Annotated in this window: 8 protein-coding genes and 2 pseudogenes; 4 read left to right on the top strand and 6 right to left on the bottom strand. The window is 52.1% G+C overall.

Features of this window, described 5'->3' with window-relative positions; translation table 11 throughout:
- Positions 1-53: 53 nt before the first annotated feature.
- From nagC to nagB, 3 genes are read right to left on the bottom strand one after another with little or no spacing between them, the layout of a single operon-like run.
- Positions 54-1,274 carry a DNA-binding transcriptional regulator NagC gene (gene nagC / locus OGV85_RS22310; RefSeq protein ID WP_003022796.1) on the bottom strand — a complete coding sequence of 407 codons (1,221 nt, stop codon included), beginning with the start codon at positions 1,272-1,274 and terminating at the stop codon, positions 54-56.
- Positions 1,275-1,282: 8 nt separating this feature from the next.
- Entirely contained in the window at positions 1,283-2,431 is a 1,149-nt protein-coding gene (gene nagA, locus OGV85_RS22305; protein ID WP_003022800.1) for an N-acetylglucosamine-6-phosphate deacetylase, read from the bottom strand.
- Between the two features lie 60 nt (positions 2,432-2,491).
- Positions 2,492-3,292 (bottom strand): glucosamine-6-phosphate deaminase, encoded by an 801-nt coding sequence (nagB, locus tag OGV85_RS22300; RefSeq protein WP_003022803.1) that lies wholly within the window; start codon positions 3,290-3,292, stop codon positions 2,492-2,494.
- Positions 3,293-3,634: 342 nt separating this feature from the next.
- On the opposite strand from nagB, the gene nagE reads away from it, so the two are divergent.
- From nagE to OGV85_RS22280, 4 genes are all read left to right on the top strand, one after another.
- Positions 3,635-5,584 carry a PTS N-acetyl glucosamine transporter subunit IIABC gene (gene nagE / locus OGV85_RS22295; RefSeq protein WP_061548071.1) on the top strand — a complete coding sequence of 650 codons (1,950 nt, stop codon included), beginning with the start codon at positions 3,635-3,637 and terminating at the stop codon, positions 5,582-5,584.
- A gap of 186 nt (positions 5,585-5,770) precedes the next feature.
- On the top strand, positions 5,771-7,438 hold the full coding sequence (gene glnS / locus OGV85_RS22290) for a glutamine--tRNA ligase (protein ID WP_003022809.1): 1,668 nt from the start codon (positions 5,771-5,773) through the stop codon (positions 7,436-7,438).
- 435 nt (positions 7,439-7,873) lie between these two features.
- A complete protein-coding gene (chiP, locus tag OGV85_RS22285) occupies positions 7,874-9,280 on the top strand; it encodes a chitoporin ChiP (RefSeq protein ID WP_003022813.1) in 1,407 nt (468 codons plus the stop codon).
- Positions 9,281-9,329: 49 nt separating this feature from the next.
- Entirely contained in the window at positions 9,330-9,662 is a 333-nt protein-coding gene (locus tag OGV85_RS22280; protein ID WP_003022817.1) for a ChiQ/YbfN family lipoprotein, read from the top strand.
- Positions 9,663-9,716: 54 nt separating this feature from the next.
- Here the strand turns inward: OGV85_RS22280 and OGV85_RS22275 are convergent.
- From OGV85_RS22275 to tcuA, 3 genes and pseudogenes are all read right to left on the bottom strand, one after another.
- Positions 9,717-10,382 (bottom strand): annotated as a pseudogene (locus OGV85_RS22275) (MFS transporter); the annotation flags it as partial.
- Between the two features lie 53 nt (positions 10,383-10,435).
- Positions 10,436-11,574 (bottom strand): annotated as a pseudogene (gene tcuB, locus OGV85_RS22270) (tricarballylate utilization 4Fe-4S protein TcuB).
- On the bottom strand, positions 11,561-12,964 hold the full coding sequence (tcuA, locus tag OGV85_RS22265) for an FAD-dependent tricarballylate dehydrogenase TcuA (RefSeq protein ID WP_044701001.1): 1,404 nt from the start codon (positions 12,962-12,964) through the stop codon (positions 11,561-11,563). The pseudogene tcuB and the gene tcuA overlap by 14 nt, the downstream one beginning before the upstream one ends.
- Between the last annotated feature and the right edge of the window lie 58 nt (positions 12,965-13,022).

Here is a 13,022-nt window from a genome sequence, read left to right as displayed (position 1 = left end):
ACCGGGGTGAGCAGATGCAGCTAACGCAGAGGCAGCTTGAAGGATGACGTGTATTAGCTTTCCAGCAAACGTTGCAGCAAAGTCCCGTTAAGCATTGCGCGTTTCACCAGCGCAAAGGCGCCAATGGCGGAGCGGTGATCCAGCGTGGACCGAACCACCGGTAAATTATGGCGAAACGCCTTCAACGCCTGCGTGTTGATACAGCTTTCTATTGCAGGCAGCAGCACTTTATCAGCCTCGGTAATTTCGCCCGCAATAACGATTTTCTGTGGATTAAACAGGTTGATGGCGATAGCGATGGTTTTACCCAGATGGCGGCCAACGTGCTCGATGACTTCTGCTGCCAGATTATCGCCTTTATTCGCTGCCTTACAGATGGCTTTGATACTGCAATCATCCAGCGTGAGCCGGCTTGGATAGCCTTGCTTCAGTAAGTTCTGCACGCGATGTTCAATAGAAGCATTGGCGGCAATGGTTTCCAGACAGCCGAAATTACCGCAGTGACAGCGTTCACCCAGCGGCTCAACCTGAATATGACCAATCTCACCTACGTTGCCATTGCGACCGATGAAAATGCGGCCATTGGAAATAATTCCCGCGCCGGTTCCGCGGTGCACTCGCACCAAAATGGAGTCTTCGCAATCCTGACTTGCCCCGAAATAGTGCTCAGCCAGCGCCAGGCTGCGAATATCGTGACCAACAAAGCAGGTGACTTTGAAGCGTTTTTCGAGCGCTTCGACCAGTCCCCAGTTTTCGACCTGAATGTGTGGCATATAGCGGATGACGCCGCTTTCAGGATCGACAAGGCCTGGCAGGATGACAGAAATTGCGATCAGCTCGCGGATTTTTCGCTGGCAGCTCTCAATAAAGATAGCAATGGTGTTGAGCAGCGCATATTCCAGCGTTTCCTGGGTGCGCTCCGGGAGAGGGTAATGCTCTTCGGCGACCACTTTACTGCTCATATCATAGAGAGTGAGCGTCGTATCGTGGCGCCCCAGGCGTACGCCAATGGCGTGGAAATTGCGGGTTTCTGTGACGATAGAGATAGCGCGGCGGCCTCCGGTGGAGGCCTGCTGATCGACTTCTTTGATCAGCCCGCGTTCGATCAACTGACGCGTAATTTTGGTTACGCTGGCGGGGGCAAGCTGGCTTTGCTCGGCAATTTGAATTCGCGAGATTGGCCCATGCTGGTCAATCAGGCGATAAACCGCCGCGCTGTTAAGCTGTTTTACGAGATCAACATTACCTATTTGAGCTTGTCCGCCTGGTGTCATTCTTTCTCTTACTCAGTAACGACCTCGTTGCCATTAACGATGGTCTTGATAATTTTAAAGTCGTGCGTGAACGCAGTCAGGTTGGCTACTTTGCCTGGCGCGATGCTGCCGAGTTGTTTGTCGACGCCAATGGCGCGAGCAGGGTAGAGCGTTGCCATGCGCAGGACTTCGTCGAGAGCGATATTCGCATGCTCGACCAGATTGCGTACACCTTCAATCATGGTTAATGATGAACCGCTCAACGTACCGTTCTCATCAACACACAGTCCATTGCGGTAGTATATTGTTTTACCAGCGAAAATGAACTGTTCAATGTTTGCACCTGCTGGCGCGGTCGCGTCGGTGACCAGGCACAGCTTGTCGCCTTTTAGGCGCTTGGCGTTACGAATGTTAACGTAGTCAACGTGCAGGCCATCGGCGATGATACCGCAGTAGATATCGGCTTCATCAAGAATTGCGCCCGCCAGACCCGGTTCACGACCGGTAATGTACGGCATCGCGTTGAACAGATGGGTCGCAAAGCTGATGCCTGCGCGGAAGCCGATTTTGGCTTCTTTGACCGTTGCATTGGAGTGACCCGCAGAAACCACGATACCGGCATTAACCAGTTTGGTGATGACCTCTACCGGGACCATTTCTGGTGCCAGTGTGACTTTGGTGATCACATCCGCATTATCGCACAGGAAATCAACCAACGCAGCGTCCGGCTGACGGACAAATCCCGGATTATGGGTGCCTTTTTTCACAAGGTTCAGCCACGGGCCTTCAAGATGAAGTCCTAATGCCTGATTCGGGTGTTTCGCCAGGTATTCCCGCATCACGCGAACGCCCTGTTTCATCAGGTCATCGCTGGTGGTGATAAGCGTTGGCAAATAGTTGGTGCAGCCAGATTTTTCATTGGCTTTCTGCATGATTTCCAGCGTTTCAACGGTCACGGCTTCTGCCGTATCGTTAAACTGTACACCGCCGCAGCCGTTTAGCTGTACATCAATAAAACCGGGGGAAACAATGGCCCCATTCAGTGAGCGCTGTTCAATTCCTGACGGTAACTCAGCCAGTGGGCAAACGCTGTCAATCAGGCCATTGGCGACAACAATCGCATGGTCATCAAGAATTTCGTGACCGGTAAAGATCCGGCCCTGGGTTAAAGCATACATTCCGACCCCCGATTTCAAAAAATGCCGCCCTGCAACTCATCGACAGGGCGGAGACATCAATTACAGACCTTTAATATTTTCCGCTTCTAACTCGTTGAAGTATTTCAGCGTCTTCACTTTCAGTTCCATGGTGGAAGGCTCATCGCAGACCACAACGGCTTTTGGATGCAACTGCAGGCAACTGATGGTCCACATGTGGTTAACGTTGCCTTCAACGGCGGCTTGCAGCGCCTGTGCTTTCTGGTGGCCCAGAACCAGGATCATCACCTCTTCGGCATCCAGCAGGGTACCCACGCCAACGGTCAGCGCATATTTAGGCACCTGGCTTACGTCGCCGTCAAAGAAGCGTGAGTTAGCAACACGTGTGTCGTGAGTCAACGTTTTGATACGGGTACGGGAAGCCAAAGAGGAAGCCGGTTCGTTGAACGCGATGTGACCATCGTTGCCTACACCGCCCATAAACAGGTGGATTTTACCGTAAGAACGGATTTTTTCTTCATACTGACGGCATTCTGCATCAATATCCGGCGCGTTACCATTGAGGAGGTTGATGTTTTCTGCTGGAATATCAACGTGATCAAAGAAATTGCGGTGCATAAAGCTGTGGTAGCTTTCCGGATGTTCTTTCGGCAGGCCAACATATTCGTCCATATTGAAAGTAACAACATGCTTGAAGCTCACCTGGCCCGCTTTGTGCATTTCAACCAATGCTTTATAAGCTGTCAGCGGAGTACCGCCAGTCGGCAGGCCCAGAACGAACGGACGATCTGCCGTTGGTTTGAACGCGTTAATACGGTTAACGATATGGCGAGCAGCCCATTTGCCGACTTGTTCAGCGGTATTCAGGGGGATCAGTCTCATTCTTCACCTCAAAAGTAAATGTAAGCAATTGGCGGATTGAGTCTCTGTGCAGTATTAAGCGTAACCTGGTTTTGCATCGGTAAGGATCAATCCGTTTCGATTTTTTGAATGATAAAATAAGTTTTCGTAGTTAGCCAGTGGAAGGGAGGGTTAATAACGATATTTGGTGACTGAAATCACAAAAAACACGCGTTTAATTTGCGATACGAATTAATTTTTCACACACTCTGAATGTAGATGAATGGTTAATATCGTTGTTCCAGAATCTTGCTGTCAGGAATGGTCACACAATAAAAATATGGCTTCAAAGAAGCCTAATCGGGGTCTCGTAGGGGGAATAAAATGAATATTTTAGGTTTTTTCCAGCGGCTGGGTAGGGCGTTACAGCTCCCCATCGCTGTGCTGCCAGTCGCGGCACTGCTGCTGCGATTCGGCCAACCAGATTTACTTAACGTACCCTTCATCGCGCAAGCGGGTGGGGCCATCTTTGATAACCTCGCGTTAATATTTGCGATCGGTGTTGCTTCCAGCTGGTCAAAAGACAGCGCAGGTGCAGCAGCGCTGGCAGGTGCGGTCGGTTATTTCATATTGACCAAAGCAATGGTTACCATTAACCCTGCAATCAATATGGGCGTGCTGGCTGGTATCATCACCGGTCTGGTCGGCGGTGCGGTGTATAACCGCTGGTCTGGTATCAAACTGCCTGACTTCCTGAGCTTCTTTGGCGGCAAACGCTTCGTGCCGATCGCCACTGGCTTCTTCTGTCTGGTGTTGGCTGCTATCTTCGGTTACGTATGGCCACCGGTACAGAATGCCATCCATGCGGGTGGTGAGTGGATCGTGGGCGCTGGCGCGCTGGGTTCCGGTATCTTTGGTTTCATCAACCGTCTGCTGATCCCAACCGGTCTGCATCAGGTGCTGAATACTATCGCCTGGTTCCAGATTGGCGAATTTACTAACGCTGCAGGTACCGTATTCCACGGTGACATCAACCGCTTCTACGCGGGTGACGGCACTGCGGGTATGTTCATGTCTGGCTTCTTCCCGATCATGATGTTTGGTCTGCCGGGTGCGGCGCTGGCGATGTACTTCGCGGCTCCGAAAGCACGTCGTCCGATGGTTGGCGGTATGCTGCTGTCCGTTGCGATCACCGCGTTCCTGACCGGTGTTACCGAGCCGCTGGAATTCCTGTTCATGTTCCTGGCTCCGCTGCTGTACCTCCTGCACGCACTGTTAACGGGTATCAGCCTGTTCGTTGCAACACTGCTGGGGATCCACGCAGGCTTCTCCTTCTCCGCAGGTGCGATCGACTACGTGTTGATGTACAACCTGCCGGCAGCAAGCCAGAACGTCTGGATGCTGGTAGTGATGGGGCTGGTGTTCTTCGTTATCTACTTTGTGTTGTTCAGCGCGGTTATTCGTATGTTTAACCTGAAAACGCCGGGCCGCGAAGATAAAGAAGACGATATCGTTACTGAAGAAGCCAACAGCAACACTGAAGAAGGTTTGGCTCAACTGGCAACCAGTTACATTGCAGCGGTTGGCGGCACTGATAACCTGAAAGCGATTGATGCCTGTATCACTCGTCTGCGTCTGACCGTTGTCGACTCCGGTCGCGTAAACGATGCGATGTGTAAACGTTTAGGAGCATCGGGTGTCGTTAAGCTGAATAAGCAAACAATTCAGGTCATCGTGGGTGCGAAAGCTGAATCCATCGGCGACGAAATGAAGAAAGTTGTCGCGCGTGGCCCGGTGGCAGCAGCGTCTGGTGAAAGTGCGCCAGCAGCAGCGGCTCCGGTAGCAAAACCGCAGGCGGTAGCGAATGCAGTCACCGTTGAAGCGCTGGTTTCTCCGATTACCGGTGACGTAGTTGCGCTGGAGCAGGTTCCTGATGAAGCCTTCGCCAGCAAAGCTGTAGGCGACGGCGTGGCAGTGAAACCAACGGATAAAATCGTGGTTGCTCCGGCTGCGGGCACCATCGTGAAAATCTTCAACACTAACCATGCGTTCTGCCTGGAAACTGTTAAAGGCGCGGAAATCGTGGTCCATATGGGCATCGACACCGTCGCGCTGGAAGGTAAAGGCTTTAAGCGTCTGGTTGAAGAAGGTGCGGAAGTTACTGCAGGCCAACCGATTCTGGAAATGGATCTGGAGTTCCTGAACGCTAACGCACGTTCTATGATAAGCCCGGTTGTGTGCAGCAACAGCGATGATTTCGGCGCTCTGGTCATTAAAGCCGAAGGTCACGTGGTTGCCGGTCAAACACCACTGTATGAGATTAAAGGTAAGTAACTGCTCCTGAGTAAAGTGAGTTAAGTGCCTTAAGCGGCGGGGGATAGTCCTCCGCCGCTTTTTTTTGCAGCAAATGCCCTCATATCTCCTGCTGAACAGCTTTTTTGTGCAACTAATAGTTGTCTCCTGACGTCGCTTATAAGATCATACTCCGTTATACGTTGTTTACGCTTTGAGGAATCCACGATGAGTGAGGCTGAAGCCCGCCCGAGTAACTTTATTCGTCAGATCATCGATGAAGATCTGGCCAGTGGTAAGCACACCACTATCCATACCCGTTTTCCGCCGGAGCCAAATGGCTATCTGCACATTGGCCACGCGAAATCCATTTGTCTGAACTTTGGCATTGCGCAAGATTACCAAGGCCAGTGCAACCTGCGTTTTGATGATACGAACCCGGTTAAAGAAGATATCGAGTACGTTGAGTCGATTAAAAACGACGTTGAATGGTTAGGTTTCCACTGGACTGGCGACATTCGCTACTCTTCGGATTACTTCGATCAGCTTCACGCCTATGCGGTAGAGCTTATTAATAAAGGGCTGGCGTACGTTGACGAACTGTCAGCGGACGAAATCCGCGAATACCGTGGCACGCTGACTCAGCCAGGTAAAAACAGCCCGTACCGCGATCGTAGCGTTGAAGAGAACCTGGCGCTGTTCGAAAAAATGCGTACCGGTGGCTTTGAAGAAGGTAAGGCCTGCCTGCGTGCGAAAATCGATATGGCTTCGCCGTTTATCGTGATGCGCGATCCAGTGCTGTACCGCATTAAGTTCGCCGAACACCATCAGACCGGCAACAAGTGGTGCATCTACCCGATGTACGACTTTACCCACTGCATCAGCGATGCGCTGGAAGGCATTACGCATTCACTTTGTACGCTGGAGTTCCAGGATAACCGTCGTCTGTACGACTGGGTGCTGGACAACATCACCATTCCGGTTCATCCGCGCCAGTACGAATTCTCGCGCCTGAATCTGGAATACACCGTGATGTCCAAGCGCAAGCTGAACCTGCTGGTGACCGACAAGCACGTTGAAGGCTGGGACGATCCGCGTATGCCGACGATCTCTGGTCTGCGTCGTCGCGGTTACACCGCTGCCGCGATCCGTGAGTTCTGCAAACGCATTGGCGTGACCAAACAGGACAACACCATTGAGATCGCTTCTCTGGAATCCTGCATCCGCGAAGATCTGAACGAAAATGCTCCGCGCGCGATGGCGGTTATCGATCCGGTGAAACTGGTTATCGAAAACTACCCGCAGGGCGAAAGCGAGCTGGTCACTATGCCTAACCATCCGAATAAACCGGAAATGGGCAGCCGTGAAGTACCGTTTAGCGGTGAAATTTGGATCGATCGCGCAGACTTCCGCGAAGAAGCGAACAAGCAGTACAAGCGTCTGGTGATGGGCAAAGAAGTGCGTCTGCGTAATGCATACGTGATCAAGGCCGAACGTGTTGAGAAAGATGCAGAAGGGAAGATCACCACCATTTTCTGCACCTACGATGCTGACACCCTGAGCAAAGATCCGGCCGATGGTCGTAAAGTTAAAGGCGTTATTCACTGGGTGAGCGCGTCCCATGCGCTACCGATTGAAATCCGTCTGTACGACCGTCTGTTTAGCGTGCCAAACCCAGGTGCGGCGGAAGACTTCCTGTCCGTTATTAACCCGGAATCGCTGGTCATTAAGCAGGGTTACGGTGAGCCGTCGCTGCAGGCTGCGGTTGCAGGTAAAGCGTTCCAGTTTGAGCGTGAAGGTTACTTCTGCCTGGACAGCCGTTATGCAACGGCTGACAAGCTGGTGTTTAACCGTACCGTTGGTCTGCGTGATACGTGGGCTAAAGCGGGCGAATAAGTCGCAACACATCCTCTCTAAACGCCGCTTCATGCGGCGTTTTTTTTCGCAAAAAAACCGTTTGACAGGCTCCGTTTGCGCAGCGAATTAATTACATGTCTGTAATAATAAATCGGCTGAATGTTTTTACGTTTAAATAACTTACCTCAATGTGAAATGGGCTGAAACCGATTTCATCTCTATGGAAAACAAGCGATTTTTTCATTTTATCAATGCTTTTTTATCTCCCAATGAAAATGTAACAGAAAGCAATGAAATATGTGCGGTTGCTCATACTATTACATACTCGTTACAGAAAGAGATTGATAATTCGCGTCGCGAAAAATAGTCTATTCATTGTAGTCACTGAGGTTTTCTTGGCGCTACTTTTTTAATTTTTGTTTTTTCGCTGTCCGCTTATATCGGCAGCATTTTTATGTCAAAGAGGATTAACATATGCGTACGTTTAGTGGCAAACGTAGTACGCTGGCGCTGGCTATCGCCGGTATCACAGCAATGTCGGGTTTTGTTGTCGCTCCGCAGGCACACGCCGAAGGATTTATTGATGACTCAACCTTAACCGGCGGCATCTATTACTGGCAGCGTGAGCGTGACCGTAAAGATGTGACCGATCATGACAAATACAAAACCAACCTTTCTCACTCCACCTGGAACGCTAACCTCGACTTCCAGTCCGGTTATGCGGCCGATATGTTTGGTATTGATATCGCAGCATTTACCGCTATTGAAATGAACGAAAGTAGCGAAAGCGGCCATCCAAACGAAATCGCATTCTCTTCCAAAAATAAAGGCTATGACGAGGATTACTCCGGCGATAAGAGCGGGATTAGCCTTTATAAAGCAGCAGCTAAATTTAAATACGGCCCAACCTGGGCGCGTGCCGGTTACATTCAACCAACCGGGCAGACTCTGCTGGCACCGCACTGGAGCTTTATGCCAGGTACCTATCAGGGGGCTGAAGCCGGTGCCAACTTCGACTATGGTGATGCTGGCGCACTAAGCTTCTCCTATATGTGGGCTAACGAATATAAAGCACCGTGGCACACCGAAGTCGATAAATTCTATCAGGCTGATAAAAAGACCAGCGTTGATTACCTGCATTCAATCGGCGCGAAATATGACTTCAAAAATAACCTGTTGCTGGAAGCGGCATTTGGTCAGTCTGAAGGCTACGTCGATCAGTACTTCGCCAAAGCCAGCTACAAATTTGATTTAGGCGGTAACCCGTTTACTACCAGCTATCAATTCTACGGCGCACGTGACAAAGTTGACGATCGCACCGTGAACGATATTTATGACGGCACGGCCTGGCTGCAGGCACTGACCTTCGGTTATAAAGTAGCGGAAGTGGTTGACCTGCGTCTGGAAGGCACATGGGTTAAAGCAGATGGGCAGCAAGGCTACTTCCTGCAGCGTATGACCCCGACCTACGCCTCATCAAACGGTCGCCTGGACGTGTGGTGGGATAACCGTTCTGACTTCAACGCCAACGGCGAAAAGGCAGTCTTCTTCGGCGCAATGTATGACCTGAAGAACTGGAACCTGCCGGGCTGGGCAGTGGGCGCGTCCTACGTTTACGCATGGGATGCCAAACCCGCTACCTGGCAGCTCAACCCGGATGCGTACTACGACAAAAACCGCACTATCGAAGAATCTTCTTACAGCCTGGATGCGGTTTACACCCTGCAGGATGGTCGTGCGAAGGGCACTATGTTTAAACTGCACTTCACCCAGTACGACAACCATTCAGATATTCCGAGCTGGGGTGGTGGTTACGGCAACATCTTCCAGGATGAGCGCGACGTGAAATTCATCGTTATTGCTCCGTTCACTATCTTCTAATGCCAATAGCGGCAGGCCGTGCGCCTGCCGCCTCGTTGAGGAACGTGCTATGAAAAAACTGATACTCATCGCCGTTATGGCATCAGGGCTGGTGGCTTGTACGCAATCCCCTGCACCGAAAGAAGACAGCCGTCTGAAAGAAGCCTACAGCGCGTGTATTAATACCGCTCAAGGATCGCCGGAAAAAATAGAAGCCTGCCAAAGCGTGCTGAATGTACTGAAGAAAGAAAAACAGCACCAGCAGTTTGCCAATGAAGAAAGCGTACGCGTGCTGGATTATCAGCAGTGTATCCAGGCCACGCGCACGGGTAACGATCAGGCCGTTAATGCTGATTGTGATAAAGTCTGGCAGGAAATCCGCAGCAAGAATGCCGCGCAGTAATTCAAAAAATGAAAAAGACAACGGGCGGAGAATTTTCCGCCCGTTTGCATTTCAGAGCTTATTTTCCACTGGTTGATAACCCCGACTCAGCCGGACAAACAGCATTGCCGTGGCGGCGAGTCCGCAAAGTGCCGCGCACACAATAAAGAAGGGAATGCGCCAACCCCATTCCGAGATCTGATCGTGTCCCAGAGTGGCGTTCAGACCGTAACCAATCAGCGCCGCCACCACAATGGCGACCTGTTGACTGGCCGACTGCCAACTGGTGTAGAAGCCTTTATTGCCAGGCGTGGCGATTTCGGAAAGATAAACCGAGACGCCGCCTAACTCTACGCCTGCAGAAAATCCCTGTAATAATCGTCCAAGTAATACCAGCACGGGAGCCAGCAGGCCAATACTGTGATAACCAGGTACCAGGGCTATCAGCAGGGTACCGCAGCCCATAATCGCCAGCGTCACCATCAGGCCTTTACGACGACCAATTCTGTCGATATAAGCACCCAGCACAATGGCGCCAACGGGTCGCATTAAGAAACCCGAACCAAAAACGGCGAAAGTTAACATTAGCCCGGCAAATTCACTCTCCGCGGGAAAGAAGGTCTTTGCAATATAGGTGGCGTAAAACCCGAACAGAAAAAAGTCGAACTGTTCGAGAAAATTACCGCTGGTTACCCGCAGTATTGCGCCGAAAGTTCCGGCGCGCGATGGTTGTTGTGTCATTGGGTTTGCTCCACTGTCTTATCATAATATTTATAGAGGTAAGAGTGTGCGGGTTAGTTGTCTGTGACCCCCGCCTGTTTGCCGCGCCGTTTCTCAATCGCCCACTTGAGTAAGGCTGCGCAGCGGTAAAATCCATGGGCAAATTTTCCGTAAGGAATGGTCAGAAAGAGCGCCATGACCACGCCGAGGTGGATGGCGAGCAAAATAGCCATCCAGGACGAGTCTCTTCCTGCCAGCAGAGCTAAACCGGTCAGACTGGTCAGCAGCAGCAGTAAAATAAAACCGCGATCCATCGGTTTTTGCCGCGCGTCGCCATGTAGCGGTGAGCGCTTGAGATTGAGCCATAGCAAGCCAGCCGGGCCGACAACCAGGCCAATGCCGCCTAATGTGCCCAACATCACCGGCAAGCTGAAGAACGGATAGGGCGCTTCAATACCTGCGAAATAGTGATAGCCCGTCGCCACCACGGTGGCGGCAAAGCAGAGCAGAAAACCGTAGAAAGTGAAGTGATGAAAACGGCGCCGCATCAGAGTGAAGGCATCATCTGCTTCATTACAACCTTTACCGTGCCCACCATCGAGATACTTTAGCGTCAGCGCATCGTGTGAAGCTTCAGCAATTTCGACGGAACGTGGCATACCGGGAGAGATCTCGCGCCAGAAGCGGATAACGCCCGCCATCAGCAGACCTATCGCCAGAATAAATACCGAACCAAACATCCAGGCCAGCAGGTTATGCGGGAAAATTTGGTAGAAATCTCCGGCCAGCGGTGGATGGAGTAACGAGCCTTTTAACCCCATGGCGAGCAGTAAAAACAGGATCAGACCGAAAACCAGCGCCAGCGTCACGGTGACGCCTGCGCGACGATAAAGCGCGCCAAAGGCCGCGGGTTGCGCGTAGTGCTGATAGGTTTCAAGCCGGACTTCCGCCATCGCCTTCGGCACGTTGATGGCAAACTCATGAGGCGGGCATACTGACAGGCGTGCAGGCAGGCACCGCAGTTATGGCACAAGTTTGCCAGATAATTGATATCCGCTTTACCGAATTCCAGGCGCTGCGTCATGGCCGGGAACACGGCGCAAAATCCTTCACAATAGCGACAGGCGTTGCAGACCTGCATCACGCGTTCAACTTCCGCTTCCGGTTCGGTGATAATTTGCGCTTCGATAATCAGTTTCTCAAGCTGCCTCATGACGAGTCTCCTTACGTGCGGCCAGCGCGGCTTCTTTTCCGGCAATACGGCCGAAGGTTGTGCCGATTGACATGCCCACGCCTGCGGTGTAGCCCTTGCCCAGCACATTGCCCGCCATCATCTCTCCGGCGACGAACAGGTTGCGGCTTGGCTGCCCGGCAAAGTGTACGGCAGCGCGTTCATTCACTTTTAACCCGAGATAGGTGAAGGTGATCCCTGGCCGCAGGGCATAGCCGTAGTAAGGCGGCTGGTCCAGTGGTCGCGCCCAGTGTGTCTTCGCGGGGGTTAACGCTTTTGTCGTGCAGTTATCCAGAATGGTATGGTTGAATTGACCGGGCTGGCAGGCGTTGTTGTACTCCGTCACGGTGTGGGTAAAGTGTTCGCCATTCAGCCCCAACTGATGAGCCAGTTCCGCCAGCGTATTGGCCTGTGCGCCAGGAAAGACCGGAGGCATGAAGTGGCCGATGGCTTTACTGTCGATAATGGAGTAGCCAATCTGCCCGGGCTGTTGGGCGACCAGTCGTCCCCAGATGGCGTAGCGTTTGGGCCAGAAATCTTCGCCTTCATCATAAAAACGCTCAGCGTCACGGTTGACGACTATGCCGAGCGAAACGCAGTCCACGCGGGTACAAATCCCGCCGTCATATAATGGCGCTCTGGCGTCAATGGCTACGCAGTGTGACTGGGAGGGTTCGCCGATGATGTCGGCTCCGGCATCGATCATAAATTTGAGCAGTACGCCCTGGTTAAAGCGCGTGCCGCGAATCAGAAAGTTATCTGCAGGCCATTCGCCGCGCTCGTTCTCTCCCCACGCTTCTCGCAGCCATTCGCGGTTTGACTCAAACCCACCAGCGGCAAGCACGCAGGATTTCGCTGTAATACGCTCTTCGCCTGCCAGCGCCGCCACGAACTCGCCGTTGTGCAGTTCAAGCGCCTGCACCGGGGTGTTATAGCGGATTTGTACGCCTAACTTTTCTGCGCTGCGATAATAGGCATTCACCAGGGCTTTCCCGCCGCCCATAAAAAAGGCGTTGGTTCGCGCCACGTGTAGAGCGCCAGAGAGAGGAGGTTGAAAATTCACGCCGTGTCGGCGCATCCAGTCGCGACACTGTGAAGAGGTGCGGATCACCAGGCGCGCCAGGGCTTCGTTGGTATTTCCTTCCGTGACGCGCTGCAGATCTTGCCAATACTCCTCTTCCGGATAGCTTTCCACCAGCACATCCTGCGGCGCATCATGCATACAGCGCAGGTTACGCGTGTGTTGGGAATTTCCCCCGCGCCATTCCCGGGGAGCCGCTTCGAGTAGTAAAACGGAAGCGCCTTGCTCCCGGGCGGTAAGGGCAGCGCACAAGGCAGCATTGCCACCGCCAATCACCAGAACATCAACCATCGTATACTCCATTACCATTTAACTAGTTGTTAAATTTGTAATTAAAATGTATGCGAAC

The sequence above is a fragment of the Citrobacter sp. Cf132 genome (genome assembly GCF_030333885.1).
GTDB lineage: Bacteria > Pseudomonadota > Gammaproteobacteria > Enterobacterales > Enterobacteriaceae > Citrobacter > Citrobacter freundii.
Note: the sequence above shows the minus strand (reverse complement) of the source record. Positions and strands in the feature narration are given on the sequence as shown.

What these genes read in the sequence shown, in the direction of transcription:
- nagB (WP_003022803.1), bottom strand. Translation starts at nt 3,292, where the DNA reads ATGAGACTGATCCCCCTGAATACCGCTGAACAAGTCGGCAAATGGGCT.
- chiP (WP_003022813.1), top strand. Translation starts at nt 7,874, where the DNA reads ATGCGTACGTTTAGTGGCAAACGTAGTACGCTGGCGCTGGCTATCGCC.
- nagC (WP_003022796.1), bottom strand. Translation starts at nt 1,274, where the DNA reads ATGACACCAGGCGGACAAGCTCAAATAGGTAATGTTGATCTCGTAAAA.
- tcuA (WP_044701001.1), bottom strand. Translation starts at nt 12,964, where the DNA reads ATGGTTGATGTTCTGGTGATTGGCGGTGGCAATGCTGCCTTGTGCGCT.
- nagE (WP_061548071.1), top strand. Translation starts at nt 3,635, where the DNA reads ATGAATATTTTAGGTTTTTTCCAGCGGCTGGGTAGGGCGTTACAGCTC.
- glnS (WP_003022809.1), top strand. Translation starts at nt 5,771, where the DNA reads ATGAGTGAGGCTGAAGCCCGCCCGAGTAACTTTATTCGTCAGATCATC.
- OGV85_RS22280 (WP_003022817.1), top strand. Translation starts at nt 9,330, where the DNA reads ATGAAAAAACTGATACTCATCGCCGTTATGGCATCAGGGCTGGTGGCT.
- nagA (WP_003022800.1), bottom strand. Translation starts at nt 2,431, where the DNA reads ATGTATGCTTTAACCCAGGGCCGGATCTTTACCGGTCACGAAATTCTT.